Below are 24,704 nucleotides of genomic sequence, written 5' to 3'. Positions count from 1 at the left end.
GCTAGCGCTCGCAACTCCAATAGGGGCAACCAGACCGGCTGATGACCGCCAGCGCGAGTTCACCTGGCCGCCGGAGTATCGCCTTCAAGGCCGCTGCCTGCGCCCGCAATTGCGCTGAATCGGTCCGGTACATTCCCCTCGTGTCGAGCAGGAAGTTCATCTTCAAACGTGTCTGGCGCGCCTTTTCAGGATCGAGCTCAGCGGCGTCTTTTTGAAAGACCGCGCCATAGAGCCGAGTCTGAAGTTCGCAGTACTGGTCTGCCGCGGTCAACGCCTCCTGCGCAGCGGCAGCCGGGTAGAGTTTCCGCAACCCTGCGATCTGCGCATGGCAGCGTTCGTATTGCTGCGGCATGAACCTCGCCAACAAGGCTAGATCCCTGTCGCCGGGTTTCGCGCAACCTCGCAGATCCGACGTTTGCGATCCGTCGCGCACAGCGGCGGACAACGCGCCGGCAATGCACTCATCCAGCGACGACGCTTTCCACAGCGCCCGATCCGAGCCCAGCAATCCCATTTTTCCCAGCGTGCGCCCAAACTGCGCGGCGGCAAGCTGTTCCTGCATGTCGCGATCATGACTGCCGAGCGTCACCGCAACCAGCGCTGCGGCGCCGAACATGCCCGTCGCGGCCAGGACCACCGCCGCCATGGTGGGCCGCAAGCGCTCGGCATACAGCGCGATGCCCGCGAGCAGCGCTCCCGACAGCAAGCCGCCCAGGTGCGCCGCGTTGTCGACGTCGAACGCGAAGCCCGCGCCGAAGGTCAGCACCAGGCTGAACAGCAGATTGCCGGGCGGGATGTGGGGCCGGCCCATACGCCGGTCATGCAAGCCGTAAACGATCGCGGCCCCGAAAATGCCCAGGATTGCGCCAGACGCCCCGCAGCTCAGGAAAAACTCGTCGCGATGCCATAACGCGGTGACCAGGCTGCCACATAGGCCCGACAGCAGATACACGCCCAGGAACACCCCGGAACGCATGCGCGCCTCCAGGATGATCCCCAGCGACCACAGCGCCAGCATGTTGATTGCCAGGTGCAGGAAGCCGATGTGCAGGAACATGCTGGTGAACAGGCGCCAGTATTCCCCGGACAAGGTCAAGGCCGGTACGTTGCCGCCCCAATCGATCAGGAACGAGGTTTGGCTCAGGCTCTCGAACGCGCGCGAGTCTAAAAATCCCGCCACGCCGTACACCGCGACATTGCAGGCAATCAGCAGAAGCGTGATCTTGCTGGCGAATATTCTTTTGAGCAGGGACGTGCGTTGGAATGGAGGCATCAAATAGGCATATCGAAGAGTGGGCTTTATCTTAACCAAGCAGCGCGCCATGCTGCAGAAGGCCGAGGTAAGCGCGCCATGCATGGGTGCAGCAAACGATTCAGCCGCCAGTCTTGGGCGCCGGTTCCTCGTTGCGGCATCCCGCGTATTGATATCGGCCCGGCTTGCCGAGCTTTGCCGTAAATGTGCAGGGCTCACCGGAATACGCGTGCGTGGCCTGCACTTTCAAAACATTGCCGGCGACGAGTACGCTCTGCTTGCCCTGCCCGCAGCTCCAGAAGGTGGTCGAGAGTTCCTCGAAGGTCTGTTCCGCAACGAGCTTGGCGGGACGGCCTGCGGCCGTGGAAGCGACCCATTGAATCCGTATGCGGCAGCTGACGTGCTCGAACCCTACCCCTTCCACGACGATCCGGTACGCGCCCGTGGCCGCGCCGTCGGTCCAGCGGCCGCCCTCCACCACACGCGAGATCGACGTGTCCGCTTGCGTTTCAGCGACAGCGCTGGCCGCCTGTAGCGCCAGCAAAAGGAGCACCGCAAGACTTCTCATGACTTTCATCCGCATACCGCCTGGAGTTATCACTGACCGTCAATCGCACCGCAATTGCGCTGCCGCGCACTTATACCATTCAGGCGCGTAACCGATCGCGGTCATACGGTCAGCGCAATCACCAGCGCGAGAACGGCGATCGTCATCAAGGCCCCTGCGATACCGGCAGACGGCCGATAGTCCGGCCCCGCGCCCTGCTCCTTGAACTGGAACGGCCGCGTCCAGAAGACGAACAGGCTGCCAGTGAATGCAGCTAGCGCCAACACGCTCCACAAGACCACGTACAGCACCGGCACTTCCTCCCACTCCACGTTTCCAATCTGGCGTTTTAACGAGGTTCCGCCTGCCGCGCGGCTGCCTTGCGGGCGTTTCGCACAGCGACATGGCTGCAGTAACGCGTGAAGTCCTTCTTCGCCAATGCCAGATAGAACCCGGTCAGGACCATCGCAGCGCTGGCGACGTAAGCATGCAACCACAGATGGGCGGAATACTTGAGCATGCCCGTCAGCAGGTAGAGATTCATCGCACCGATGCCGAGCAGCAGGACCATCAAGATCCAGCGCGCCCATTCGCTGCCCCGATACAGCCAATACAGCAGCAGCGCCGGGATCACCAGCCGTTGCGCCGGCCCGAATTGGCCTCGCAATGCATCTAGGATATCTGGGCTGCAGGTCACAATGATGCCCAGCAGGCTGATAAACCAAAAGCGGCGGCCGTCAGGCATGCGACGACGCGCCTTGTTCTTCACGGCATTCTGTTGCGCCATTTCTTTTCCTAGTCGAAGAGCGTCCCAGTGTACCCATTCGGGTTCGTCAATTTGACGCCGCAAAAAGAAATCAAATACGCTGCGAGGATGATTACGATAAGAACCTCCCGCCCCGACGAAGGCGCGCGCGCAGTCGAAATCTGGCGCAGCGCGGTAGACGCCACGCACGACTTTCTTTCACCCGAGGATCGCCAGGCCATCGACGAGATGGTGTGCGGTTTTCTCCCGCAAGTGCCGCTCTGGCTTGCGGTCGACGCCCGCGACTACCCCCAGGCATTCATGCTCATCGACAACGGCCACATGCAAGCGCTGTTCGTCGATCCCGCCTGCCGCGGAACCGGCATAGGCGCCGCGCTGGTGCGGCACGGCCTATCCCTCCATCCCAACATGACGACGGACGTCAATGAACAGAACGGCCAGGCGGTGGGCTTCTATGAAAGGATGGGCTTCAAGCGCACGGGCCGTTCGCCGCTTGATGATCAAGGCAGGGCCTACCCGTTGATCCATCTGGAGTATCGGAGCTGATCGGAAAAAACAAAGCCACCTGCGGGTGGCTTTTTCCATGGCTGACACTTTGCCAGGGCGCCGTTTTACGCCGGCAGTTTTTTATCAGCCATTGGCATAACGCGCTTGCACCGCGCTCGCTGATATCAGGCCAACAAAAATGAAAAGGCCGTCAGTGATTTCTCACTGACGGCCTTTGGAACTACTGGTCGGGACGGCGGGATTCGAACTCGCGACCCCTTGCACCCCATGCAAGTGCGCTACCAGGCTGCGCTACGCCCCGAAAGAAAAAGAGTATAGCAGAACAAAAAATTGTTTGCACGCATTCGTGCAAAAAAAGTGCTGAATACTCAAAAAAATTTTCGCGCTGCGTTCATCCATTGCATCAACCGCATGCGCATCGATGATTGCTGCGCGAGGTACTGCTCAATGCAACGCGCGGCTTGCGCCGCGCGTTGCTGGTACTGCGTTCAAACCATATGGGGAAGACGATGCGCCGACGATCAGGCCGCAGGGCTGACGTTGCTGGCGCTTGCGCCTGCTGCGTTTGCCGCCGTGCCCAAGGCTTCGGCCAGCATCGTCGAGACGTTGCCAAGTTCATTGCGCAGGGCTTGCATTTCGGCGCCCGATAGGCGCACTGCCGCGTCCTGATCATGCGGCACGTCGCGCGCATCGCCCAGGCGATTGCGCGCGCCGCTGATCGTGAAGCCTTGCTCATACAGCAGCGAGCGGATGCGGCGGATCAGCAGCACTTCGTGATGCTGGTAGTAGCGGCGGTTGCCGCGCCGCTTCACCGGCTTGAGCTGCGTGAATTCCTGTTCCCAATACCGCAAGACATGGGGCTTGACGCCACACAGGTCGCTGACTTCACCGATGGTGAAGTAACGCTTGGCGGGAATGGGCGGTAAGGTAACGGTGGATTCGGTACGTGTCATAAGGGGATTTTATGCCGCGATGCGTCAGGTGCCGATAACAATTGCCGACAAAGCGTATCACTCCTCGGCGTCGGGTGCTGCGGGCGCGGCCTGTTCCACCACGCTCTTGAGCTTCTGGCTTGCGTGGAAGGTGACCACGCGGCGCGCGGCGATGGGGATGGTCTCGCCGGTCTTGGGATTGCGGCCAGGGCGCGGCGGCTTGTCGCGCACCTGGAAGTTGCCGAAGCCGGAGAGCTTGACGGAATCACCGCGCGCCAAGGCGTCGCGGATTTCCTCGAAGAAGGTATCGACGATGTCCTTGGCTTCGCGCTTGTTCAGGCCGACCCGCTCGAAGAGCAGTTCGGCCAGTTCAGCCTTGGTCAGAGTGCGCGGCTCGGCAGCAAGCATACTGTTCCCCATGGTTCAAGCGCGTTGGCGAGCGCCGTGCGCAGCCACCAAGGCTTCCTTGATGCGTGCCAGGCAATCCGCCACGCGGGCCTCGTCCAGCGTGACCTCAGTGTCCTGTAGCCAGAAACGGAAAGCAAGGCTTTTCTCGGTGACGGGTTCGCTGCCGTGGGCCTTCTCGCGCCACACGTCGAACAGGCGCGCGTCCTGCACCACCGACAGTTGCGGATCCGCCTTCACGACCGCGGCGACGGTGTCGAGCATGGATTGCGCCGACACGTGGGCATCGACCCACAGCGCCAGGTCGCGCACCACGATGGGCTGGCGCGAGAGTTCGCGCACTTGCGGCAGTTCGCCTTCGGACAAGGCTGCGGCGTCCAGTTCGAACACGACAGGCGCATGCGCCAGGTCGGCCTGCTGAGCCCAGCGCGGATGCAGTTCGCCGATCCAGCCGACATGCTTGCCGTCCAGCTCGATGCGGGCGCTGCGGCCCGGATGCAGGGCGGGATGCGAGGCGGCTTCGAAGCGCAGGCGGCTGCCGCGCGCGCCGAACAGCGCCTCGACATCCATCTTCACATCATAGAAATCCACCTGGCGGGTCGCCACGCCCCACTGCTCTTCCACGGCCGGTCCCCAGGCCGCGCCGGCCAGCTTCATGGGCTGGCGCACGCCGGCCACTTCCAGCGGGCCGTCCTGAACGGACGCATCGCGCATGAACACGCGGCCCAGTTCGAACAGACGCACGCGCGTCTGCTTGCGGTTGGCGTTATGGCGGATGTTGGCGACCAGGCTGCCGATCAGGCTGGAGCGCATGACCGACAGATGGCTGGCGATCGGATTGACCAGGCGCACCGGCGTTTCGTTGCCGGCATAGTCGCGTTCCCAGTCGGCTTCAACGAAGCTGTAGTTCACGACTTCCTGGTAGTCCTGCGCGGCAGCCAGGCGACGCAGCGCATGGGCGCCACGACGGATTTCCGGCTGCGAGAACATCTTGGCGCGCGCCATCGGCGGCTCCACGGGGATGTTCTCGAAACCGTAGATACGGGCCACTTCCTCGATCAGGTCTTCTTCAAGTTCCAGATCGAAGCGGTAGGAAGGCGGCGTGACGATGAAGTCGTCGCCCTCGATCTTGAAGTCCAGCCCCAGGCTGCCGAAGATCTTGGCGACTTCGGCTTGCGTGACGGGCACGCCCAGCACGCGGTGGCAACGCGCCAGGCGCATGCGCACGGGCTCGCGCTTGGGCAAGTTGATGATCTGGTCATCCAGCGGACCGGCTTCGCCGCCGCAGATGTCAATGATCAGGCGCGTGATGAATTCGATGTGCTCGGGGATGGTGGCGTAGTCCACGCCGCGCTCGCCGCGGTGGCTGGCTTCCGAGCTGAACTTGTAGCGGCGCGCGCGGCCGGCGAGCGACTGCGGCCACCAGAACGCGGCTTCCAGATAGATGTTGCGAGTGTCGAGCGTGACCGAGGTGGCTTCGCCGCCCATGATGCCGGCCAGGCTCTCCACCTGATCGCCAGCGACCACCACGCCCACCGTCGAATCCAGCGTGACGGTCTGGCCGTTCAGCAGTTCGAGCGTTTCGCCTTCGCGGGCCCAGCGCACGCTGAGGTCGCCGCGGATCTTGTCCAGGTCGAACACGTGCGACGGACGCCCCAGTTCGAGCATGACGTAGTTGGAGATGTCCACCAGCGCCGATACCGAGCGTTGGCCGGCGCGCTCCAGGCGCGTCTTCATCCATTCGGGAGTCGCTGCGCGGGCGTTGACGCCGCGGATCACGCGGCCGCCAAAACGGCCGCACAGATCAGGCGCCTCGACCTTGACCGGCAGGCGCTCGTCCAGCGTGACCGGCACAGCGACAGCGGTGGGTACCGACAGCGGCGCACCGGTCAGGGCGGCCACTTCGCGCGCCACGCCCAGGATGGACAGGCAGTCGGCGCGGTTGGGCGTCATCTTCAGCGTGAAGAGCGTGTCGTCCAGATTCAGCGCCTCGCGGATCGACTGGCCCGGCGTCATGTCGGCGGGCAGTTCCAAAAGGCCTGCATGGTCTTGCGACAGTCCCAGTTCGCGGGCCGAGCACAACATGCCCGAGGACTGCACGCCGCGCATCTTGGCCACGCCGATCTTCATGCCGCCAGGCAGCTCGGCGCCGACGCGCGCGAGCGGCACCTTCAGGCCGGCAGCGGCGTTGGGCGCGCCGCACACGATCTGCAGCAGTTCGCCGGCGCCGTCGTCCACTTTGCAGACGCGCAGCTTGTCGGCGTCGGGATGGGGCGCGATTTCGACGATGTGGCCCACGACCACGCCGCTGAAGGCGGGCGCGGCGGGCACGGTGTCTTCGACTTCCAGGCCGGCCATGGTGAGCCGGTGTGCAAGTTCATCGGTGGCGATAGCGGGGTTGACCAGCGTACGCAGCCAGGATTCGGGAAATTGCATGATCAGCCGTCTGTTATTCGTTGAACTGGCGCAGGAAGCGCAAATCGCCTTCGTAGAACTGGCGCAGATCGTTGACGCCGTAGCGCAACATGGTCAGGCGCTCAAGTCCGGAACCGAAGGCAAAGCCGATGTAGCGTTCGGGATCGAGGCCGAAGTTGCGCACCACTTGCGGATGCACCTGGCCCGAGCCGGAAATCTCCAGCCAGCGGCCGCGGTTCGGCCCCGAGGTGAACATCATGTCGATTTCGGCGGACGGTTCCGTGAACGGGAAGAACGACGGGCGGAAACGCACGGCCAGGTCGTCGGTTTCAAAGAAGCAGCGCAGGAAATCGGTGTACACGCCCTTCAGGTCGGCGAACGAAATGTCCTCGGCGATCCAGAGCCCTTCCACCTGGTGGAACATGGGCGAGTGCGTAGCGTCGCTATCGACGCGGTAGGTGCGGCCCGGTGCGATGACCTTGATGGGCGGCTTATGCATGCGGGCGTAACGCACCTGCATGGGGCTGGTGTGCGTGCGCAGCAGCAGCGGCTGGCCTTCGGCGTCCTGCATGTCGACGTAGAACGTGTCATGCATGGAGCGCGCAGGATGGTCCAGCGGGCTGTTCAAAGCAGTGAAATTGGTCCAGTCGTTTTCCACTTCGGGGCCGTCGGCCACGTCGAAGCCTATGGAACGGAAGATCTCTTCCACGCGTTCCCAGGTCCGGATCACCGGATGGATGCCGCCCGGCGCGCGGCCGCGGCCCGGGAGGGTGACGTCAATGGTTTCGGATGCCAGGCGGGCGTCCAGTTCAGCCTGTGCCAGCGCCGCGCGGCGCAGGTTCAGCAGCTCTTCGACCCTTTGCTTGGCCTGATTGATCCGGGCGCCCATCTCGCGCTTCTGCTCCGGGTCGAGCTTGCCGAGGGCTTTGAGCAGCACCGTCAGCGCGCCTTCCTTGCCCAGGAACCGAGCCTTTGCATTTTCCAGCGCGGCGGCATCGGAGGCCGCGGCGAAGCGTTCTTGCGCCTGGGAGACCAGGTCGTCAACCGTTTGAGTCATGAAATCCAGCCTTCAAAACGCAAACGGGGCCATTACAGCCCCGTTTGCAGCGATGCGCGATGAGTTAAAGCGCGATCAGGCAGCCAAGGCAGCCTTGGCTTGCTGCACGATGGCGGCAAAGCCGGCCTTGTCGCGCACGGCCAGGTCGGCCAGAACCTTGCGGTCGAGTTCGATCGAAGCCTTCTTCAGGCCGGCGATGAACACGCTGTAGCTGACGCCATGTTCGCGGACGGCGGCGTTGATACGCGTGATCCACAGAGCACGGAACGTGCGCTTCTTGTTACGACGGTCGCGGTAGGCGTATTGGCCAGCGCGCATGACTGCTTGCTTGGCAATACGGAACACATTACCGCGGCGGCCACGGTAACCCTTGGCGGCGGCAATGACTTTTTTGTGACGTGCGCGGGCGGTTACGCCGCGTTTGACGCGAGGCATAGTAGATCTCCCTTAGATCAAGCGAAAGGCATCATGGCCTTGACGGAGGCCACGTTGGAGTCATGGACCGCTGCCGAGCCGCGCAGTTGACGCTTGGCCTTGGTGGTCTTCTTGGTCAGAATGTGGCGCTTGAACGCCTGACCGCGCTTGATGGAGCCGCTGCCGCGAACCTTAAAGCGCTTGGAGGCGCTTTTCTTGGTTTTCATCTTGGGCATGTTGATTCCCTAAACTAAACACTCATTGTTGATATGCATGACGCCAGGTGCTTGACGCATGGACGGCCGATGAAACCTTCCATGGCGGCAAAACTTGGAGACCTGTTGCCACTTCTTGGGGGTACTTCCGGGGTACTTCCGGGGTACTTCTGGATTACATCCGAAGCATTTCCGGGGTACGCTCCGCCAGCATTGCTGCCAGGCGGATTCTCCCCAGAAACAGATCAAATCTGATCCAGATCCGGGAAAGCCTTTGATTATATGGTGATTTCCCGCATTTTGTCGAGCCAGCCAGCCGGCAAAGCGCAACCCCAGGGGTGGCGAACGCCACAGAGGGGTGTCATACGCCCGGCCGCCGGTACTGTACCGCCTGGGCAATATGGCGGGCCCCCAGGGCGTCCTCCCCTTCCAGATCGGCGATCGTACGCGCCACCCGCAGCGCACGGTGCATGGCGCGGGCCGACCCCGACAGGCGGCGCATGGCCTGTAGCAGCAAGGCCTGGCCTTCGTCGTCCAGGCGGCAATGCTCGTCCAGTTCCGCCCCCGCCAGCGCGGCGTTGGGCTTGCCCTGGCGGGCCTGCTGACGCTGGCGGCAACGCGCCACGCGCTCCCGGACCGGGCCGGACGCCTCCCCCGGCGGCTTGCCCATCCATTCGGGGTCGGATGGCGGCAAGGCCACGTGCAGGTCGATGCGGTCCAGCAACGGGCCCGATATCTTGCCTGCATAGCGCGCCACCTGATCCGGCGTGCAGGCGCAGGGCCGCCCGGGATGCCCGCGCCACCCGCAAGGGCACGGGTTCATGGCCGCCACCAACTGGAAACGGGCGGGAAACTGCGCCGCGCGCAGCGCCCGCGCGATGACCACCCTGCCCGTCTCAAGGGGTTCCCGCAGGGCCTCCAACGTACGGCGGCTGAACTCTGGCAACTCATCCAGAAACAACACCCCATGATGCGCGAGGCTGATCTCGCCCGGACGCGGACGACTCCCCCCGCCTACCAGCGCCGCCGCCGTGGCGGAATGGTGTGGCGCGCGGAACGGGGGCTGCCCCACAGGCGCGTCGGACAAGCCAGCCAGCGCGGCGACGGCGGCCACTTCCAACGCCTCGCCGCGCGCCAGCGGCGGCAGCAGGCCCGGCAGGCGCGCCGCCAGCATGCTCTTGCCCGCTCCCGGCGGCCCTATCATCAACAGGCTATGTCCGCCCGCTGCAGCAACCTCCAAGGCCCGCCGCGCCCCCGGCTGCCCCCGCACATCCGACAGGCAGGGTCCGGGCGCAGCCGCCGGCCAGGGCCGGGGCACGGCGTTGGACAACAGGCAGGCACCGGTGGCGTGCGCTGCCACGTCGGCCAGCGTGCGCGCCGACAGCACGCGCAGCCCGGGAACCCAGGCGGCCTGCTCGGCGCTGCCCGCAGGCAGGATGAGCGTGGCGCCGGGCGCCTCCCGGGCGACGCTCAGCGCGATGACCAGCGGCGCCGCGACCGGCACCAACGCGCCGGTCAGGGACAGCTCCCCGGCCAGCACCAAGTCGGCCAAGGCTGGATCCCGAACGGGCGATTCCGAATCGCGAACGTCCGCCGGCGCGGCCAACTGGCCGGAGGCCAGCAGCAGGCCCAGGGCGATCGGCAGGTCGAAACGCCCCGACTCCTTGGGAATGTCGGCGGGCGAAAGATTGACCGTGATCCTGCCGGGCGGGAACTCGAAGCCGCTGTTCAAGATGGCGGCGCGCACGCGCTCGCGGCTTTCGCGCACTTCGGTATCGGGCAGGCCGACCACATTGAAGCTGGGCAGGCCCGGGCCCAGATGCGTTTCCACGCGCACCGCGTGGGCATCCAGGCCGCACAGGGCGCGGCTGGCAAGTACGGCTAGCGTCAAGGCGGCCTCCGAGCAAGAGTTGGGTCCGCCAGTATCCGCAAACGCGAGGCCCGCGCGGCGGCGGCCGTGACAGAAGCATCACTCCCGTCAACCACAGATGCGCACGCGGAAATGGAAAACGGCCGCTGATCGCGGCCGTTTCCGGAAAGCATTTCCTGCCGGCCGCGAGATGCGGCCTCCAGCGCTTACTTGTCCAGCGCGGACAAGCGCGACTCCAGCTGCTGCACCTGCGCGGCCAATTGGTCCACCCGGGCGCGGGTGCGCGCCAGCAGGTCGGCCTGGACGTCGAATTCCTCGCGCGTGACGAGATCCAGCTTGGAGAATGCCTGCGTCATCATCGCGCGCACATTGCGCTCCACATCCGCGGCCGGACTGCGGGCGATCAGGTCGGAGATGTTCTTCTGGATGTCTTCCATCCATTGGGTGCGATTGTTCATGACGGCCTCACTGTGTTCTTAATGCCTCAAGTGTAGTGCGTCGGAACGCCGTTTCCGGACTGACCGCGCAAAAAAAGGGCCGCCTCGATCCAAAAAAAGAGGGCGGGCCGCATGCGGTGACCGCCCTTCAAAGCACAGGAGAAAACCGGGCTGCCATGGCGGCAACCCCCTACCAACATCGTTACGGGCAACCCATCTGGCTTGCCGACTGCGTGAACGTATCCGACGACTGCTTGCATTGCGCCGCCAACTGCGTCTTGTCGCTGACCGCGCCCCATTGCGCCCTGGCCGCGTCTAGCTGCTCCTTGATCGCGGTGGCAGCCGGGTTGCCGCTGCCGAGCTTGTCCATGCAGGCATTGATCTTGGCGACGTAGGCCTCACACTCGGCGGGAACGGACGCTGCAGTGCCTGCCGCCGGAGCAGCCGAGGAAGGCGAAGTCGCGGGTGGAGGCGGCGTCGCGGGAGCCGCAGGTGCGGGCGCAGGTGCGGTGGCGGCCGGCGTGGCGGCCTTTTCTTCGCTCTTGTTGCAGCCGGCCAGCGCGGCAAGCGACGCGGCCAGGACCAAAGTGCAGAAAGCCTTGCGGTGGATTTTCATGACTACCCTTTCCCGTTCCTGCTTTCTTTTGGAGATCCGTCGACGCGGAGACTCCGCCTGCGGCCCAGCCTGTTCGGGGACAGGCTTGAACTGTTATCGATTCTTCTGCAGCCGGTCTTCGGCAACAAGCCGACGGGTGTAAACCCTCGTATCACGAGACCGCGCCGGCCGCGCCGATTCCGGCGCTCCTCTGCGTCTCTCCAACGGTCTGCCGATTTAGGTCAAAGGCGCGCCGCATATGGCTCCGCGGGCAGCAGGCGAGTCATCGATGACTCGATAAAAAAGCTGATATGCCAACATAAAACGCAATAAAACGCGCATCAATTTGCTACAAATATCGGACGCCAAACATATTTTGTTGCTTGCCCCAAGGGCTGGCGCTGCGCACCAACTTGAAGCTGACTTGCGGTGCATGAAGCACCAAACCGGTGCAATCAAGCACGCTTTGAGCGCGCCAACCTCCTTCGCTGGGCCATATCCGACATGGCATGGAATTTGCTTGATAGACGAAGCCAACGTGCAACCATGAGAGGAAATGCCATGAAACTCATCATCGCCATCATCAAGCCCTTCAAGCTCGACGAAGTGCGGGTGGCTCTATCCGGGATCGGCGTCCAGGGCCTGACCGTCACTGAAGTAAAGGGATTCGGCCGCCAGAAGGGCCATACCGAGCTGTATCGCGGCGCCGAGTACGCCGTCGATTTCCTGCCCAAGCTGCGTGTCGAGGCCGCCGTGCCCGACCATCTGGTCGATCAGGTCATTGAAGCCATCGAACAGGCTGCCCGCACCGGCAAGATCGGCGACGGCAAGATCTTCGCCGCCCCGCTCGAACAAGTGATCCGCATCAGAACGGGTGAATCCGGCGAAGCTGCGCTGTAAATAAATAAAGACTCAATGGAGCCTGAAAATGGATAAAGCAGATATCTCCTGGTTGCTCGTCTCTACCCTGCTTGTATTGATGATGGCCGTACCCGGTCTGGCGATGTTCTATGGCGGCCTGGTACGCAGCAAGAACGTGCTGTCCGTGTTGCTGCAAGTGCTGTGCACGTTCGTGCTGGGCCTGGTGCTCTGGTTCATCTACGGATATTCCCTTGCCTTCACCGAGGGCAACGCTTTCTTCGGCGGCCTGTCGCGCGCCTTCTTCTCCGGCATGTTCACCCCGTCCGACGGCAAGTACGCCATGTCGAACTCGCTGACCGAACTGCTGTTCGCCTCATTCCAGGCCACGTTCGCCGGCATCACCTGCGCGCTGATCGTGGGCAGCTTCGCCGAACGCGCCCGCTTCTCGGCGGTGCTGGTGTTCACGGTGATCTGGTTCACCTTCGCCTATGTGCCGATCGCACACATGGTCTGGTTCGCGTCCGAAACGGCGCCGGGCCTGCTGAATGCGAAGGGCGCGCTGGACTTTGCCGGCGGCACCGTGGTGCACATCAACGCTGGCGTGGCTGGCCTGGTGGGCGCCTACGTGGTGGGCAAGCGCGTAGGCTACGGCCGCGAAGCCATGCAGCCGCACAACCTGCCGATGACCTTCGTGGGTGCGGCGCTGCTGTGGGTGGGCTGGTTCGGGTTCAATGCAGGCTCCGCCTTGGCCGCCAATGAAAACGCCACGCTGGCCTTCTTCAACACCATGATCGCGACCGCTGGCGCCGTGCTGTCCTGGCTGTTCACCGAATGGGCCGTAAAGGGCAAGCCCTCGATGCTGGGCGCCGCCTCGGGCGCCGTCGCAGGCCTGGTCGGCATCACCCCGGCCGCCGGCCTGGTGGGCCCCGTGGGCGCGCTGGTCATCGGCGTCATCGCCGGCATCGTCTGCGTCTGGGGCGTGAACGGCCTGAAGCGCCTGCTGCGCGCCGACGACGCGCTGGACGTGTTCGGCGTACATGGCGTGGGCGGCATCGTTGGCGCCCTGTTGACTGGCGTGTTCAATGCGCAGATCCTCGGCGGCCCCGGCCTGGCCGAGCCCGGCATGATCGGCCATCAACTGTGGGTCCAGCTGGAAGGCGTACTGCTGACCATCGTCTGGTCCGGCGTGGTGGCATGGATCGCCTACAAGATCGCCAACGCCCTGTGCGGCATGCGCGTGCCGGAAGATCAGGAGCGCGAAGGCCTGGACGTCACCAGCCACGGCGAATCGGCGTACCACAGCTAAACCTGGAACCCCTCCCCACCGGATGGCATAGGTGGGCGGGGATAAAAAAGGCGCCGGGGCATTCTGCCCCGGCGCCTTTTTTGATGCAGCGGCGAACCGCCTCAGGCCAGGTCCAGCGTGTCCAGATCCACCGGCAAGGCGCGGTTCAGGGCGCTGGCCACCTTCACGCGCAAAGCGTTGGAGTGCGCGCGCCGGACCTCGCGCTTGACGTCCAGCAGTTGCTGAGGGTGCATGGAGAACTCGGTCAGGCCCAGGCCCAGCAGCAGCCGGGTCATGCGCGAATCCCCCGCCATCTCGCCGCACACGGCAACCGGCTTGCCGGCACGCTCGCCCGCATTGATGGTGTGCGCGACCAGGCGCAACACCGCGGGATGCAGCGGATCGTACAGGGACGCCACGTCGTGGTCGCCGCGATCGATCGCCAATGTGTACTGGATCAGGTCGTTGGTGCCGATGGACAGGAAGTCCAGCGCCTGCGCAAAGGGTTCGATGGCGATGGCGATGGCGGGCACCTCGACCATGGCGCCCACTTCCATGTGGGGCGCATAGGCCTGGCCGCGCGCGTCGAGTTCGCGCCGCGCCGATTCGATGGCCGCCTTGGTCGCCACCACCTCGTGCATGTGTGCAATCATCGGTATCAGCAGGCGCACGGGCCCGTGGGCCGAGGCCCGCAGGATGGCGCGCAGCTGTGTTGCGAACATCTCCGGGCGCGCCAGGCAATAGCGGATGGCGCGCTGGCCGAGCGCGGGATTGGTGGCCACCGTGGCCTCGCCATCCAGCGTCTTGTCCGAGCCGATGTCCAGCGTGCGGATCGTGACGGGCCGGCCGGCCATCACCTTGACCACCGACGAGTAAGCTTCGTACTGCTCTTCTTCGCCCGGCAGGTCCGGACGCCCCATGAAGAGGAATTCGCTACGGAACAAGCCGATGCCGTGCGCGCCGGAAGCCAATGCCAGCGCCGCTTCGTCCGGCAGTTCGATGTTGGCGTGCAGCACCACATCAATGCCATCCAGCGTGACCGAGGGCTCGTCGCGCAGCAGGCTCAGTTCGGCGCGCTCGTCGGCATAAGCCGATTGGCGGCGGCGGTATTCCTCGAGAATGCGGCTGGACGGATTGACGATCACCGCGCCGGCTGCGCCGTCGATGATCAGCATGTCGCCGTCGCGGACCAGTTCCCGCACGTTGCCCATGGCGACCACCGCTGGCACGGCCATGCTGCGCGCCACGATGGCGGTATGCGAAGTGGGACCGCCCAGGTCCGTCACGAAGGCGGCAAAGCGGCCGCCCCGCAGGCGCAGCATGTCGGCGGGCGAAATATCGTGGGCCACGACCACCAACGCGTCGTCGCCGCCCATGTGGGACATGTCGGGCAGGATGGCCGAGGTGCCAGCCAGCACATGCAATACCCGTTCGATGACCTGGCGCACGTCGGCCCCGCGCTCGCGCAGGTACTCGTCTTCCATGGCGTCGAACTGCTGGCCCAGGATCTGCCCCTGCGTCGTCAGCGCCCATTCGGCGTTGTAGTGGCGTTCGGCAATCAGCGCCAGGGTCTGCTCGGCCAGCAGCGGGTCGCCCAATAGCAGGCTGTGCACGTTGAGCATGGCGCCGAGCTCGCGCGGCGCGTCGGCCGGCAAGGTATCGGCCAGCTGCAGCAGTTCCTGCTGCGCCGAAGCCAGGGCATCGGTGAGCCGGCTGCTTTCGGCAGGCACGTCCTCGGGCGAGATGCGGTAGTGCGCGACCTCCAGCGCCGCCGCACCCATGACGACCGCGCGGCCGATGGCGTATCCCTTGGCCACGCCTTTGCCATACAGACACACAACGGGGCTGGCAGAACCAGCCCCGTTGTTGGGTGCGTCATTGAGGGTCGTAGACGAGCCGGCCTGGGCAACGCCCAGGCCGGCCGATTCGGAAGAAATTCTATTCCTGCTCACCGAATTTGCTGTCGAACAATGATTGAATTTCGGAAAGGGCCTGATCGGCGTCATTGCCGGAGGCCTCCAGCTTAACCGTCACGCCCAGCCCGGCCGCCAGCATCATGACGCCCATGATGCTCTTGGCGTTCACGCGCTGCGCGCCGCGCGAGATGAAGATCTCGCTGGAAAACTTGCTGGCCAGCTGCGTCAGCTTGGCAGCCGCCCGGGCATGCAGGCCCAGTTTATTGCTGATGACGATGTCTGTATTAGGCATAGGAAATATTATGGCTGCGGCATGAGGCCGCAGTGTTGATCACAGCAAACCGTCGAACCGTCAATCGGCCTGAATGGATAGCCGACATAATAGGGCAAACTTCCGCCCGTCAGTCTACACGTAAGACGCCCTGAAGCCCGCCGGCCAGCGCCTTCTCGCGGGTTTCGGCCAAGGGCAGATTGCGATAGGTCAGGGCCCGCAGCAGCATCGGGGTATTCAATCCGGCCAGCACGCAGCACTGGATGCCCTGGGCCTGGGCATCGGAGACGGCGCGCTTGGCGATATTGGCGGGCGTGGCGCCGATCAGATCGGTCAGCACCAGCACGCCCGCGCCGTGTTCCTGCTCCAGGATGTCCTTCAGGACTTGCGGCGCCAGGTCGTCCGGCCGGTCTTCAGGCTGGATGTCGTGTATGGCCAGCATGCCGTCCAGGTTGCCCATGACGTGGCTGGCGCAATCGCGTATCGCCGCGCCCAGGGGCGCGTGCACGACGATGACTATACCGGTGGTCATGACAGGGATCCTGGCGGGTCAAGCGGCAGCGGCAGGGGTCGCCACGGCCTTTTCCAGCGCCTGGACGAACATGCCGGCGACGTCGAAACCGGTTTGCTCCGCGATTTCCACAAAACAGGTGGGGCTGGTGACGTTGACTTCAGTGACGTAATCGCCAATGACGTCCAGGCCAACCAGCAGCAGACCGCGGGCGGCGAGCTTGGGAGCCACGGCCTCGGCGATCTCGCGGTCGCGCGGGGAAAGTTCCTGGGCCACGCCGCGGCCACCGGCCGCCAGGTTGCCGCGGGTTTCACCGGCCAGCGGAATACGGGCCAGGGAGTACGGCACCGGCACCCCGCCGATCAGCAGGATGCGCTTGTCGCCCTTGACGATGTCGGGAATGTAGCGCTGCGCCATGATGGTGCGCGCGCCATTGTCCGTCAGCGTTTCCAGGATGGCGTTGAGGTTGGGATCCTTGGGCTGCAGCCGGAACACGCCCGTGCCGCCCATGCCGTCCAGCGGTTTGACGATGACATCGTGATGCTCGTCGTGGAACGCCTTCAGGCGGGCCATGCTGCGGGTCACCAGCGTGGGCGCGGTGAACTCGCTGATTTCGGTGATGGCCAGCTTTTCGGGATGGTTGCGGATCGCCGCGCCGCTGTTGAACACGCGGGCGCCTTGCGCCTCGGCATATTCGAGCAGGTGCGTGGAATAGACGTATTCCATGTCGAACGGCGGATCCTTGCGCATGACCACCGCGCCGAATTCCGCCAGCGGCAGATCCCGGGCGGCAGACTCGCGCCACCAGTCATGGCCGTGCAGATCGGCGTCCGCGACCAGTTCGATGGGGGTGGCCGCGGTCTTGACCGTGCCCGCCTCGATATAGAGATCGCCCTGCATGGCCACGCTTAGCGTATGGCCGCGCGCCACCAGGGCGCGCATCATGGCGACAGAGCTGTCCTTGTACGCCTTGAGCAGCGGCAAGGGATCCAAAACGAACAATACATGCATCGCGACACCCTGAACGGACACCGCCTTCCCTCGCGGGAAGGCGGCTTTATGACATCGTAGCGCAGAGCCGCCCAATTAGCGAACCCGCCGGCGCCATGGCAGGCGGCAGATCGCACAGGCGGCGTAGCCTCCCTGGGGAGACTACGGCAGGAGCTCAGGCAGCCGACTCAGGCTTGCCCGCAGGCACGGCCTTTTTCTTCGGCGCCAGCACCATGACCATCTGACGGCCTTCGAGCTTCGGCATGGCTTCGACCTGGGCAAGTTCCAGCAGATCGTCGCGCACACGTTCAAGCACCCGCATACCGAGTTCCTGGTGGGCCATTTCGCGGCCACGGAAACGCAGCGTCACCTTGGCCTTGTCGCCTTCTTCGAGGAAGCGGCGCAGATTGCGCAGCTTGACCTGATAGTCGCCCTCGTCGGTGGCCGGACGGAATTTGACTTCCTTGACCTGGATGACCTTCTGCTTGGAACGAGCTTCAGCTTGGCGCTTCTGCTCCTGGTACTTGAATTTGCCGTAGTCCATCAAACGGCAGACCGGCGGTTCGGCGTTCGGCGCGATTTCCACCAGATCCACGTCGCTTTGCTCGGAAAGACGGAAGGCGTCGGCAATCTTGACGATGCCGAGCTGTTCTCCGTCCAGACCTATCAGGCGCACCTCGGGGACGCGGATTTCACCGTTGATGCGATTGGCTTTTTCAGTGGCGATGTTGAAAGCTCCTAGAAATGTTAAGCAGCGCTGCTATCAGGATGAACGACGTCGCGACGGGTGGAAACGTCCTCGGACAAGCGCGCGACGAATTCGTCGTATGCGATGGCTCCGAGGTCCAATCCGCCCAGTCCGCGTACGGCTACAGTGCCGTTTTGCTTTTCCTTGTCGCCGACGACGAGGATGTACGGCACCTTTTGCAGGCTGTGCTCCCGAATTTTACGAGTGATTTTTTCACCGCGCAAATCGGACTCTACTCTAAAGCCTTGTTTTTTCAGGCTTTGCGTGATTTCAGCCGCATAATCGGCCGAAGGTTCGGAAATGCAGCATACGACGGCCTGCACCGGGGCCAGCCAGGGAGGCATGGCGCCGGCGTGGTTTTCGATCAGCATGCCGATGAAACGCTCCAGCGAACCGAGGATCGCGCGGTGCAGCATGACCGGCGGGCGGCGCTGATCGTTCTGGTCCACGTACTCGGCGCCCAGGCGCACGGGCATGGAGAAGTCGACCTGGATCGTGCCGCACTGCCAGTGGCGGCCAATGGCGTCCTTCAGGGTGTATTCCACCTTGGGGCCATAGAACGCGCCCTCTCCCGGCGAGATCTCGAATTCGCAACCCGTGCGGCGCAGGCTCTCCATCAGGGCGGCTTCGGCCGTATCCCAGACTTCGTCCGTGCCGATGCGCTTTTCAGGACGCGTGGCGACCTTGTACAGCACTTCCGTGAAGCCGAAGTCGCGGTAGACCTTCTGCAGCAGCGCGGTGAAGTCGGCGCACTCGTCCTGCAGCTGTTCTTCGGTACAGAAGATGTGGCCGTCGTCCTGCGTGAAGCCGCGCACGCGCATCATGCCGTGCAGCGAGCCCGAGGGCTCGTTGCGGTGGCACTGGCCGAATTCGCCGTAGCGCAGGGGCAATTCGCGATAGGAATGCAGGCCGGCGTTGAAGATCTGCACGTGACCGGGGCAGTTCATCGGCTTCAGGCCGTAAACGCGGTTCTCGGACTCCGTCGTGAACATGTTTTCACGGTAGTTGTCCCAGTGGCCCGTCTTCTTCCAGAGCGAAATATCGAGGATCTGCGGCGCCTTCACTTCCTGGTAGCCGTTGTCGCGGTAGACGGAGCGCATGTATTGCTCCACCTGCTGCCACAGCGCCCAGCCCTTGGGGTGCCAGAAAATCAGACCAGGGGCCTCGTCCTGGAAGTGGAACAGGTCCAATTCGCGGCCGATCTTGCGGTGGTCGCGGCGCTCGGCCTCTTCCAGCATGTGCAGGTAGGCTTCCTGTTCTTCCTTGGTTGCCCAGGCCGTGCCGTAGATGCGCTGGAGCATCTCGTTCTTGCTGTCGCCGCGCCAGTAGGCGCCGGCAACCTTCATGAGCTTGAAGACCTTCAGCTTGCCCGTGGACGGCACGTGGGGGCCGCGGCACAGGTCGATGAAGTCGCCTTCGCGGTACAGGCTGAGCGGCTCGTTCGACGGAATCGAGGCGATGATCTCGGCCTTGTACTTTTCGCCGATGCTCTTGAAGAATTCGACGGCGTCGTCGCGCGACCATTCCTCGCGCGTGACGACCTCGTCCTTCTTGGCGAGTTCGGCCATCTTTTTCTCGATGGCGGCCAGGTCTTCGGGCGTGAACGGGCGCTTGTACGAGAAGTCGTAGTAGAAGCCGTTGTCGATCACCGGACCGATGGTGACCTGCGCATCCGGAAACAGCTCCTTGACGGCATAGGCCAGCAAGTGCGCCGTCGAGTGGCGGATCAGATCCAGGCCGTCGGCGTCCTTGGCGGTGACGATGGCCAGGCGCGCGTCGCCCTCGATGCGGAAGCTGGTGTCGACCAGCCTGGAGTCCGAGCCCTCAAACGTCACGCGGCCGCCCAAGGCGGCCTTCGCCAGGCCCGTACCGATCGATTGCGCCACTTCGGCAACCGTTACCGGCCCCGGATATTGGCGCTGCGAACCATCGGGCAATGTGATCTGTACCATCGGGAGTGCTTCCTGGGGGGTTCTGGGAACTAAACAAACAAATTACGGAAACGAAAAACGCGGCCTGAGAGCCGCGTTCCTTGGATTGTCTTGCTGAGTCCTACCGCTGACCTGACACGGTGAAACCCGACGCACGAAAACTTAACGCGACATAGGGCGAAAGTTCCGGGTCGTAGTTCGTGCCAGCGGGAAAAACATGGTGTCTGGACCTAATGATGCTCGCCGCAGCGGCAGGGATCAAAAACAGCAAACAATGCACTGCGCAACAGAAGCTGTGCTTATCGTCGACGATTGTATCACTATTTACGCCTTTTCCGTGGCTAAAGCGCCACAGCGCGCCCTGGAGCGCGTGCGAGGTGCGCCCGGCGGCGCCATAACTCAAAAACTCATCTGCCGTCGCGGCCTAAATCCCGGCTGTTGCACGCGTGCTTCTCGCATATATGACAGGTCGACGGTGCAACAGTCTGATATTGGCGCGATTCATCTCCCGCGGGCCATGCGAAAACGTAATCTGCCTTCGCAAATTCAGGACACCCGCGACCTGCGCAATCGACCGCCGGCGTTCCCCCATCCTGCATGTGGAGCATCGATGAAAACTGTCTCAGCGCTCACCCTCAAAGCGCCCCCGCACATCAACCCCGAGCCCGCCGAAAGCGGCGACCGCCCGGGCACGCGCCGGCACCTGCTCCTGTCCCGGCCGCCGCCTCTCATCAAGGTGGCGATCCTGGACGACCACCCCGTGGTTGCCGTGGGCGTGGGCGCCTACCTGGAGAGCCGGCCGGGCTTCCGGGTGGTGCACCGGGAGACCTCGGCACGGTCCCTCCTGGAGAAACTTACCCACTCACCCTGCGAAGTCGCCCTGGTCGATTTCTACCTGCCCCTGGAACCCTGGGACGGCGTGAACTATCTGCGGCGCCTGCGCCGCTACCACCCCGGGATGGCGCTCATCACCTTCTCGGCGGGCAGCCGCCAGGAAACCCAGTACGCGGCGTTCCGCGCAGGCGCGAATGGCTATTTCGCCAAGGAATGCGGCATGGTGCTGCTGCCGGAGATGATCCGCGGCGTATTGGCGGGCAAGGAAGAGTTCCTCACGGTGCAGGACGGCAAGATCCGGCCGCAGCAGCCGACGCATCCTCACGCGGCATTGACGACTTCGGAAGTGGAGATACTGCGCCACATCAGCCTAGGGCTGTCCGTCACGCAGATCTCGGCGCGGCTGATGCGCAGCAAGAAAACGATCAGCACCCACAAGCGCCGCGCCATGCGCAAGCTGCAGTTGTCCGACGATTTGTCGCTGGCGCTTTATCTGCGGGAGAAGTTCGCCGAATGAGCGCCGCCGGGCTCTGCGCGACGCCGCGGCTCAGATGATCCGCGAGTAGCTGGCCGCGGTGCCCGGCGCCCGCAGGTAGCCGTCGAACGCCATGGCGACGGCTCGCACGAAGTACCAGCCCAGGCCGGTCACCTGCAGTTCGCCGGGGTGCAGGTTGACCAGGCCCAGCTCGGCCAGATTCGCCATCTGCAGCAGTTCCGGGCCAAAGCTGTCGGCGAACCGCAATCCGTGGCGCGCCTCTATCCGGCTGTAGTCCACGCGGCCCTGGCACATGATGTCCATGATGATCTCGCGGCGAACCAGATCATCCGTGCTCAGCGCCAACCCTCTTTCGACGGCGAAGCGCCCTGCTTCGATTGCCGCGTAATACTCGTCCAGGACTTTGGCGTTCTGGCTGTAGGTATTGCCGATGCGGCCGATCGCGGACACGCCCAGCGCGACCAGGTCGCGGTCGGGCTGCGTGCTGTAGCCCTGGAAGTTGCGGTGCAGCGCCCCCTTGCGCTTGGCGATCGCCAGCGCATCGGTTTCCAGCGCGAAATGGTCCATGCCGATATAGGCGTAGCCCTGCTTCAGAAAACCATCGATGGCGGCACTGAGCAGCCCCACCCGCGTCTCCCTGTCGGGCAGGTCGGCCTCGTTGATGCGGCGCTGCGGCTTGAAGCGCGCGGGCAGGTGGGCGTAGGCATACAGCGCGATGCGGTCGGGCCGCAGCGCGATGACCTGAGCGATCGTGCGGGCAAAGGACTCCGTGGTCTGCAGCGGCAGGCCATAGATGAGATCCACGTTGACCGAGGCATAGCCCAACGCCCGGGCGCTCTGCATCAGCGCCCGCACGTCCTCGAACGACTGCATGCGGTGCACAGCGGCCTGCACCCGGGGATCGAAATCCTGCACGCCGAAACTCAGGCGGTTAAAGCCCAGTTCGCGCATATGGGCCAGGCGCTCGGGCGTGGCGGTGCGCGGATCTACCTCGATCGAGATTTCCGCGTCGGGTTCGAAGCGGAAGGCGCGTCGCAGGTTCTCCATCAGACGCGACAATTCCTCGTCGGACAAAAAGGTCGGCGTGCCGCCCCCGAAATGCAACTGCGATACGGGTACGCCTTCGCCCAGTTCGCGCACATGCAGCTCGATCTCGGCCGCCAGGGCGTCCAGATAGCGGGCGGCGCGGTCGTGGTGGCGAGTCACCACCTTGTTACAGGCGCAGTAATAACAGACCGATTCACAGAACGGGATGTGCACGTAGAGCGACAAAGGCTCGGCCGGCGCCGTCGCGCGGCGCTGCTGCAGCGCCTGCCGGTACTCCTGCTCGCCGAAGCCGCCGTGATACCGGTCAGCCGTGGGATACGAGGTATAGCGGGGCCCGTTCTTGTCCAGCCGCGCCAGCAATTGCGGCGGGAACAATGGGCTGGCGGCGGAGGGCTCGCGGGATTCTGTCTGTGACGGGCGTAGGGCGGCTTGCATACCTGGAATTATTCGCCTGTGCCGGCCAGTCCGGGTTGATCTTGCGCAAACGCCAGCGTGTTGCCCCCCGCCAGTCCACCTGCCCACCCAGAGAACACCCCGCGGCGCTGGCGGCCTCGCCCCCGTAAAATGCGCCTGTCACAAAGATGCACAACAAGGAAACCATCATGGGCACTGAACTGGACGGCCGCCTGCTCGCCATGCGCCAGGCGCTGGCGATCGCCATCGCCCTCTCGACCCGCAGCAGCCCCCAGGCCACCGACATGGCGCTGGAACTGCTTAATGACCTGAAGGCAAGCATGGACAACGCTCCTTCGGACAGCCCGTTCGAGAAGCCGGAATGGGTAGCGGGCGCGCACGACGAACTGGACGGCATCGCGCGCCTGGTGCGCGCCTTCACGCAGACGCCTGAACCGGACGACGAGGCGCAATAGCCTGCCCCTAGGGGCGAGGCACGCCAGACGCCGTGCCGCAAAGCCGGGAAGACGGCGTCACACGCCAGTGCAGGCCAGGAAAATCCTTTCCAACGGCGACAAACCCCGCTCCGGGCGTTCTCGGTTCCAGCTCCAGCTCCAATGCGCCGCAAGCCTCGGCCACGTCTTTCGGCACCCAGGGACTGAAACGGAGCTGTCCGTCTATCAGCACCAGCGGCTGTTCCGGCAGCCTCAGGGCCAGCGCGCCGGCCTCGGCCGGCGGCCCCGATATCACCCTGACCGGCCCGCCAAGCGCCGCTTTGGCGGGTTCGTGCACAGCCAGGGCCAGCGCCCGGGAATCGAAATAGCGCCAATCCGACGCCTTGCGCGCAAGCCCCGCCCCGCCCGGCGACGTCAGCCCGACCCGGACCATCAACAGCGCCTGGACCAATGCGAATACCGCCACGGCATCGCGCGGCCGCACGCGCTCCCAGACGCCGCCACGCATCAGTTCCATCATCGCCGGCGCCATGAACAGCAGATAAGGCGTGCCCCAGTGCAGTTGCACATGGGAACCGCTGGCAAGCGTCATGATGCTGACGAACACCAAGGGCGTAAAACCGAACGACAGCAGGATGGCGCGGCCCGCATCGCGCGGCGGCGCTTCTGCCGTCACAGCAGCCACCGCGGCGCGGCGGCGCGCCAACCAGCACAAGACGCCCAGGAACACCCACGCAGGCAGCGCGCGGTTCAGCATCTGATCGCCCCACCACCGCGCCACTTCCGCCGCGCGCCGAACCCAAGGCAGGCCGGCGGCCAGCGATGAAGTCATCGCGTAGTTCAGGGGTTCGAAGCCGTTGTACGCCAGCCACCAGAGATGCGGCGCGAAGACCGCCAGCGCGGTCAACCCCGCAACCTGCAGCCCGAACCGGTGCATGGAGTCGCGCCAGCCGCGCTGGCTCAGCCAGAAGACCAGCACGGCGGCGCCCGTCACCGCGCTTTGGTACTTGGACAGAGCCCCCAGGCCCAGGCACGCGCCCAGCACGATCCACCAACCGATCCGGCGCGTGGTCCAGGCTTTCCAGCACGCGACGGCGCAGCCCACCGCCAGGGGAATCAGCACGATCTCGTGGTTGTAGAAATGCAGACGGCCGTTGTAGAAGGTGATGCACAGGCCGGCCAGCAACGCCGCCCGCGCATGGCCGCTGCCGCGCATGCCCCGCAGCCAGCGCCACAACAACGCGAAGGCGCCCAGGGTGCAGAGCGCACCGACGATGTAGCTCGTCCACGCCGACCAGCCCAGCAATTGCACCGCTGGCCACAGCAGCCAGGTCGGCAGAGGCGGATGCTTGTAATAGCCCCATTCCAGGCTGCGCACCCAGGTCAGTTGCTCGATATTGTCAGTCGGCGGCGCGAGGGCCGCCTTGTCCAGCAGCGTCAACCACGCCAGGGCGAAGACCGCCATGCCCAAGCCTATCCACCAGCCCTCGGGCCGGAACGCCCGCTTCGTCACTTCCTGCACGTCCTACCCCCTCCAGCCGCCGCAGCGCGCTG

26 protein-coding genes and 1 tRNA gene are annotated in these 24,704 nt (G+C 64.4%); 5 read left to right on the top strand and 22 right to left on the bottom strand.

Going from position 1 to position 24,704, the window contains the following annotated elements; translation table 11 throughout:
- Position 1: 1 nt before the first annotated feature.
- The 4 genes from IB258_RS21905 to IB258_RS21890 all read right to left on the bottom strand — a co-directional run bounded on the left by IB258_RS21905 (position 2) and on the right by IB258_RS21890 (position 2,586).
- The gene (locus IB258_RS21905; protein WP_192353198.1) at positions 2-1,273 is read right to left on the bottom strand and encodes a rhomboid family intramembrane serine protease; all 1,272 of its coding nucleotides are present in this window, start codon (positions 1,271-1,273) and stop codon (positions 2-4) included.
- 100 nt (positions 1,274-1,373) lie between these two features.
- The gene (locus IB258_RS21900; RefSeq protein ID WP_192353197.1) at positions 1,374-1,820 is read right to left on the bottom strand and encodes a hypothetical protein; all 447 of its coding nucleotides are present in this window, start codon (positions 1,818-1,820) and stop codon (positions 1,374-1,376) included.
- Between the two features lie 101 nt (positions 1,821-1,921).
- Positions 1,922-2,110, bottom strand: a complete 189-nt coding sequence (locus IB258_RS21895; RefSeq protein ID WP_054458306.1) for a hypothetical protein — start codon at positions 2,108-2,110, stop codon at positions 1,922-1,924.
- A 38-nt stretch (positions 2,111-2,148) separates the two neighbouring features.
- A complete protein-coding gene (locus IB258_RS21890) occupies positions 2,149-2,586 on the bottom strand; it encodes a hypothetical protein (protein ID WP_119451627.1) in 438 nt (145 codons plus the stop codon).
- Between the two features lie 87 nt (positions 2,587-2,673).
- Here IB258_RS21890 and IB258_RS21885 point away from each other — a divergent pair, with 87 nt between their 5' ends.
- Complete coding sequence (locus IB258_RS21885) at positions 2,674-3,111, top strand: acetyltransferase (protein ID WP_054458246.1); 438 nt, start codon at positions 2,674-2,676, stop codon at positions 3,109-3,111.
- 185 nt (positions 3,112-3,296) lie between these two features.
- On the opposite strand, the gene IB258_RS21880 is transcribed toward IB258_RS21885, so the two are convergent.
- The 10 genes from IB258_RS21880 to IB258_RS21835 form a co-directional block, all read right to left on the bottom strand.
- Positions 3,297-3,373 (bottom strand) — tRNA-Pro (locus IB258_RS21880).
- 220 nt (positions 3,374-3,593) lie between these two features.
- Positions 3,594-4,025 carry a MerR family transcriptional regulator gene (locus IB258_RS21875; RefSeq protein WP_054458247.1) on the bottom strand — a complete coding sequence of 144 codons (432 nt, stop codon included), beginning with the start codon at positions 4,023-4,025 and terminating at the stop codon, positions 3,594-3,596.
- 57 nt (positions 4,026-4,082) lie between these two features.
- Complete coding sequence (locus IB258_RS21870) at positions 4,083-4,424, bottom strand: integration host factor subunit alpha (protein ID WP_054458248.1); 342 nt, start codon at positions 4,422-4,424, stop codon at positions 4,083-4,085.
- Positions 4,425-4,427: 3 nt separating this feature from the next.
- Positions 4,428-6,845 carry a phenylalanine--tRNA ligase subunit beta gene (gene pheT, locus IB258_RS21865; RefSeq protein ID WP_175161086.1) on the bottom strand — a complete coding sequence of 806 codons (2,418 nt, stop codon included), beginning with the start codon at positions 6,843-6,845 and terminating at the stop codon, positions 4,428-4,430.
- 13 nt (positions 6,846-6,858) lie between these two features.
- Entirely contained in the window at positions 6,859-7,881 is a 1,023-nt protein-coding gene (pheS, locus tag IB258_RS21860; RefSeq protein ID WP_054458250.1) for a phenylalanine--tRNA ligase subunit alpha, read from the bottom strand.
- A gap of 75 nt (positions 7,882-7,956) precedes the next feature.
- On the bottom strand, positions 7,957-8,316 hold the full coding sequence (gene rplT / locus IB258_RS21855) for a 50S ribosomal protein L20 (RefSeq protein ID WP_006218741.1): 360 nt from the start codon (positions 8,314-8,316) through the stop codon (positions 7,957-7,959).
- Positions 8,317-8,333: 17 nt separating this feature from the next.
- A complete protein-coding gene (rpmI, locus tag IB258_RS21850; protein ID WP_008159912.1) occupies positions 8,334-8,531 on the bottom strand; it encodes a 50S ribosomal protein L35 in 198 nt (65 codons plus the stop codon).
- A gap of 340 nt (positions 8,532-8,871) precedes the next feature.
- Complete coding sequence (locus IB258_RS21845) at positions 8,872-10,401, bottom strand: YifB family Mg chelatase-like AAA ATPase (RefSeq protein ID WP_192353196.1); 1,530 nt, start codon at positions 10,399-10,401, stop codon at positions 8,872-8,874.
- A gap of 185 nt (positions 10,402-10,586) precedes the next feature.
- Positions 10,587-10,838, bottom strand: coding sequence for an accessory factor UbiK family protein (locus IB258_RS21840; RefSeq protein WP_054458252.1), 252 nt, complete (start codon positions 10,836-10,838; stop codon positions 10,587-10,589).
- Positions 10,839-11,019: 181 nt separating this feature from the next.
- Positions 11,020-11,433, bottom strand: coding sequence for a DUF5339 family protein (locus tag IB258_RS21835; RefSeq protein ID WP_175214310.1), 414 nt, complete (start codon positions 11,431-11,433; stop codon positions 11,020-11,022).
- 540 nt (positions 11,434-11,973) lie between these two features.
- On the opposite strand from IB258_RS21835, the gene IB258_RS21830 reads away from it, so the two are divergent.
- Positions 11,974-12,312: a P-II family nitrogen regulator gene (locus IB258_RS21830; protein WP_054458254.1), complete on the top strand. Its 339-nt coding sequence runs from the start codon at positions 11,974-11,976 to the stop codon at positions 12,310-12,312.
- Positions 12,313-12,340: 28 nt separating this feature from the next.
- Positions 12,341-13,579: an ammonium transporter gene (gene amt, locus IB258_RS21825; RefSeq protein WP_013392915.1), complete on the top strand. Its 1,239-nt coding sequence runs from the start codon at positions 12,341-12,343 to the stop codon at positions 13,577-13,579.
- A 101-nt stretch (positions 13,580-13,680) separates the two neighbouring features.
- On the opposite strand, the gene ptsP is transcribed toward amt, so the two are convergent.
- The 6 genes from ptsP to thrS all read right to left on the bottom strand — a co-directional run bounded on the left by ptsP (position 13,681) and on the right by thrS (position 19,946).
- Positions 13,681-15,390: a phosphoenolpyruvate--protein phosphotransferase gene (ptsP, locus tag IB258_RS21820; protein WP_054458308.1), complete on the bottom strand. Its 1,710-nt coding sequence runs from the start codon at positions 15,388-15,390 to the stop codon at positions 13,681-13,683.
- 106 nt (positions 15,391-15,496) lie between these two features.
- The gene (locus IB258_RS21815) at positions 15,497-15,766 is read right to left on the bottom strand and encodes an HPr family phosphocarrier protein (protein WP_013392913.1); all 270 of its coding nucleotides are present in this window, start codon (positions 15,764-15,766) and stop codon (positions 15,497-15,499) included.
- Between the two features lie 109 nt (positions 15,767-15,875).
- Positions 15,876-16,277: a PTS sugar transporter subunit IIA gene (locus IB258_RS21810; protein ID WP_054458255.1), complete on the bottom strand. Its 402-nt coding sequence runs from the start codon at positions 16,275-16,277 to the stop codon at positions 15,876-15,878.
- An 18-nt stretch (positions 16,278-16,295) separates the two neighbouring features.
- On the bottom strand, positions 16,296-17,267 hold the full coding sequence (gshB, locus tag IB258_RS21805) for a glutathione synthase (protein WP_054458256.1): 972 nt from the start codon (positions 17,265-17,267) through the stop codon (positions 16,296-16,298).
- Positions 17,268-17,421: 154 nt separating this feature from the next.
- A complete protein-coding gene (gene infC / locus IB258_RS21800; RefSeq protein ID WP_080551054.1) occupies positions 17,422-17,973 on the bottom strand; it encodes a translation initiation factor IF-3 in 552 nt (183 codons plus the stop codon).
- 20 nt (positions 17,974-17,993) lie between these two features.
- Positions 17,994-19,946: a threonine--tRNA ligase gene (thrS, locus tag IB258_RS21795; protein WP_054458257.1), complete on the bottom strand. Its 1,953-nt coding sequence runs from the start codon at positions 19,944-19,946 to the stop codon at positions 17,994-17,996.
- Between the two features lie 589 nt (positions 19,947-20,535).
- Here thrS and IB258_RS21790 point away from each other — a divergent pair.
- Positions 20,536-21,276 (top strand): response regulator transcription factor, encoded by a 741-nt coding sequence (locus IB258_RS21790; protein WP_054458258.1) that lies wholly within the window; start codon positions 20,536-20,538, stop codon positions 21,274-21,276.
- Positions 21,277-21,306: 30 nt separating this feature from the next.
- On the opposite strand, the gene hemN is transcribed toward IB258_RS21790, so the two are convergent.
- Positions 21,307-22,737 carry an oxygen-independent coproporphyrinogen III oxidase gene (gene hemN, locus IB258_RS21785; RefSeq protein WP_192353195.1) on the bottom strand — a complete coding sequence of 477 codons (1,431 nt, stop codon included), beginning with the start codon at positions 22,735-22,737 and terminating at the stop codon, positions 21,307-21,309.
- Between the two features lie 167 nt (positions 22,738-22,904).
- Between hemN and IB258_RS21780 the strand changes: the two genes are divergently transcribed.
- Complete coding sequence (locus IB258_RS21780; RefSeq protein WP_054458311.1) at positions 22,905-23,171, top strand: hypothetical protein; 267 nt, start codon at positions 22,905-22,907, stop codon at positions 23,169-23,171.
- A gap of 7 nt (positions 23,172-23,178) precedes the next feature.
- Here IB258_RS21780 and IB258_RS21775 read toward each other — a convergent pair whose 3' ends face one another.
- Positions 23,179-24,672 (bottom strand): glycosyltransferase family 39 protein, encoded by a 1,494-nt coding sequence (locus tag IB258_RS21775; RefSeq protein WP_370539851.1) that lies wholly within the window; start codon positions 24,670-24,672, stop codon positions 23,179-23,181.
- Between the last annotated feature and the right edge of the window lie 32 nt (positions 24,673-24,704).

This window comes from Achromobacter sp. ACM02, assembly GCF_014851605.1.
In the GTDB taxonomy this organism is placed as follows: domain Bacteria; phylum Pseudomonadota; class Gammaproteobacteria; order Burkholderiales; family Burkholderiaceae_B; genus Achromobacter; species Achromobacter aegrifaciens.
The sequence above is the reverse complement of the archived record's forward strand: the minus strand, read 5'-3'. Positions and strand labels throughout refer to the sequence as shown.

Coding starts and splice junctions, on each gene's coding strand:
- pheS (WP_054458250.1), bottom strand. CDS start 7,881: ATGACTCAAACGGTTGACGACCTGGTCTCCCAGGCGCAAGAACGCTTC.
- rplT (WP_006218741.1), bottom strand. CDS start 8,316: ATGCCTCGCGTCAAACGCGGCGTAACCGCCCGCGCACGTCACAAAAAA.
- IB258_RS21810 (WP_054458255.1), bottom strand. CDS start 16,277: ATGACCACCGGTATAGTCATCGTCGTGCACGCGCCCCTGGGCGCGGCG.
- amt (WP_013392915.1), top strand. CDS start 12,341: ATGGATAAAGCAGATATCTCCTGGTTGCTCGTCTCTACCCTGCTTGTA.
- IB258_RS21815 (WP_013392913.1), bottom strand. CDS start 15,766: ATGCCTAATACAGACATCGTCATCAGCAATAAACTGGGCCTGCATGCC.
- pheT (WP_175161086.1), bottom strand. CDS start 6,845: ATGCAATTTCCCGAATCCTGGCTGCGTACGCTGGTCAACCCCGCTATC.
- IB258_RS21790 (WP_054458258.1), top strand. CDS start 20,536: ATGAAAACTGTCTCAGCGCTCACCCTCAAAGCGCCCCCGCACATCAAC.
- rpmI (WP_008159912.1), bottom strand. CDS start 8,531: ATGCCCAAGATGAAAACCAAGAAAAGCGCCTCCAAGCGCTTTAAGGTT.
- IB258_RS21900 (WP_192353197.1), bottom strand. CDS start 1,820: ATGAGAAGTCTTGCGGTGCTCCTTTTGCTGGCGCTACAGGCGGCCAGC.
- IB258_RS21890 (WP_119451627.1), bottom strand. CDS start 2,586: ATGGCGCAACAGAATGCCGTGAAGAACAAGGCGCGTCGTCGCATGCCT.
- IB258_RS21780 (WP_054458311.1), top strand. CDS start 22,905: ATGGGCACTGAACTGGACGGCCGCCTGCTCGCCATGCGCCAGGCGCTG.
- IB258_RS21830 (WP_054458254.1), top strand. CDS start 11,974: ATGAAACTCATCATCGCCATCATCAAGCCCTTCAAGCTCGACGAAGTG.
- IB258_RS21870 (WP_054458248.1), bottom strand. CDS start 4,424: ATGGGGAACAGTATGCTTGCTGCCGAGCCGCGCACTCTGACCAAGGCT.
- thrS (WP_054458257.1), bottom strand. CDS start 19,946: ATGGTACAGATCACATTGCCCGATGGTTCGCAGCGCCAATATCCGGGG.
- IB258_RS21840 (WP_054458252.1), bottom strand. CDS start 10,838: ATGAACAATCGCACCCAATGGATGGAAGACATCCAGAAGAACATCTCC.
- IB258_RS21835 (WP_175214310.1), bottom strand. CDS start 11,433: ATGAAAATCCACCGCAAGGCTTTCTGCACTTTGGTCCTGGCCGCGTCG.
- IB258_RS21905 (WP_192353198.1), bottom strand. CDS start 1,273: ATGCCTCCATTCCAACGCACGTCCCTGCTCAAAAGAATATTCGCCAGC.
- IB258_RS21875 (WP_054458247.1), bottom strand. CDS start 4,025: ATGACACGTACCGAATCCACCGTTACCTTACCGCCCATTCCCGCCAAG.
- IB258_RS21885 (WP_054458246.1), top strand. CDS start 2,674: ATGATTACGATAAGAACCTCCCGCCCCGACGAAGGCGCGCGCGCAGTC.
- gshB (WP_054458256.1), bottom strand. CDS start 17,267: ATGCATGTATTGTTCGTTTTGGATCCCTTGCCGCTGCTCAAGGCGTAC.
- hemN (WP_192353195.1), bottom strand. CDS start 22,737: ATGCAAGCCGCCCTACGCCCGTCACAGACAGAATCCCGCGAGCCCTCC.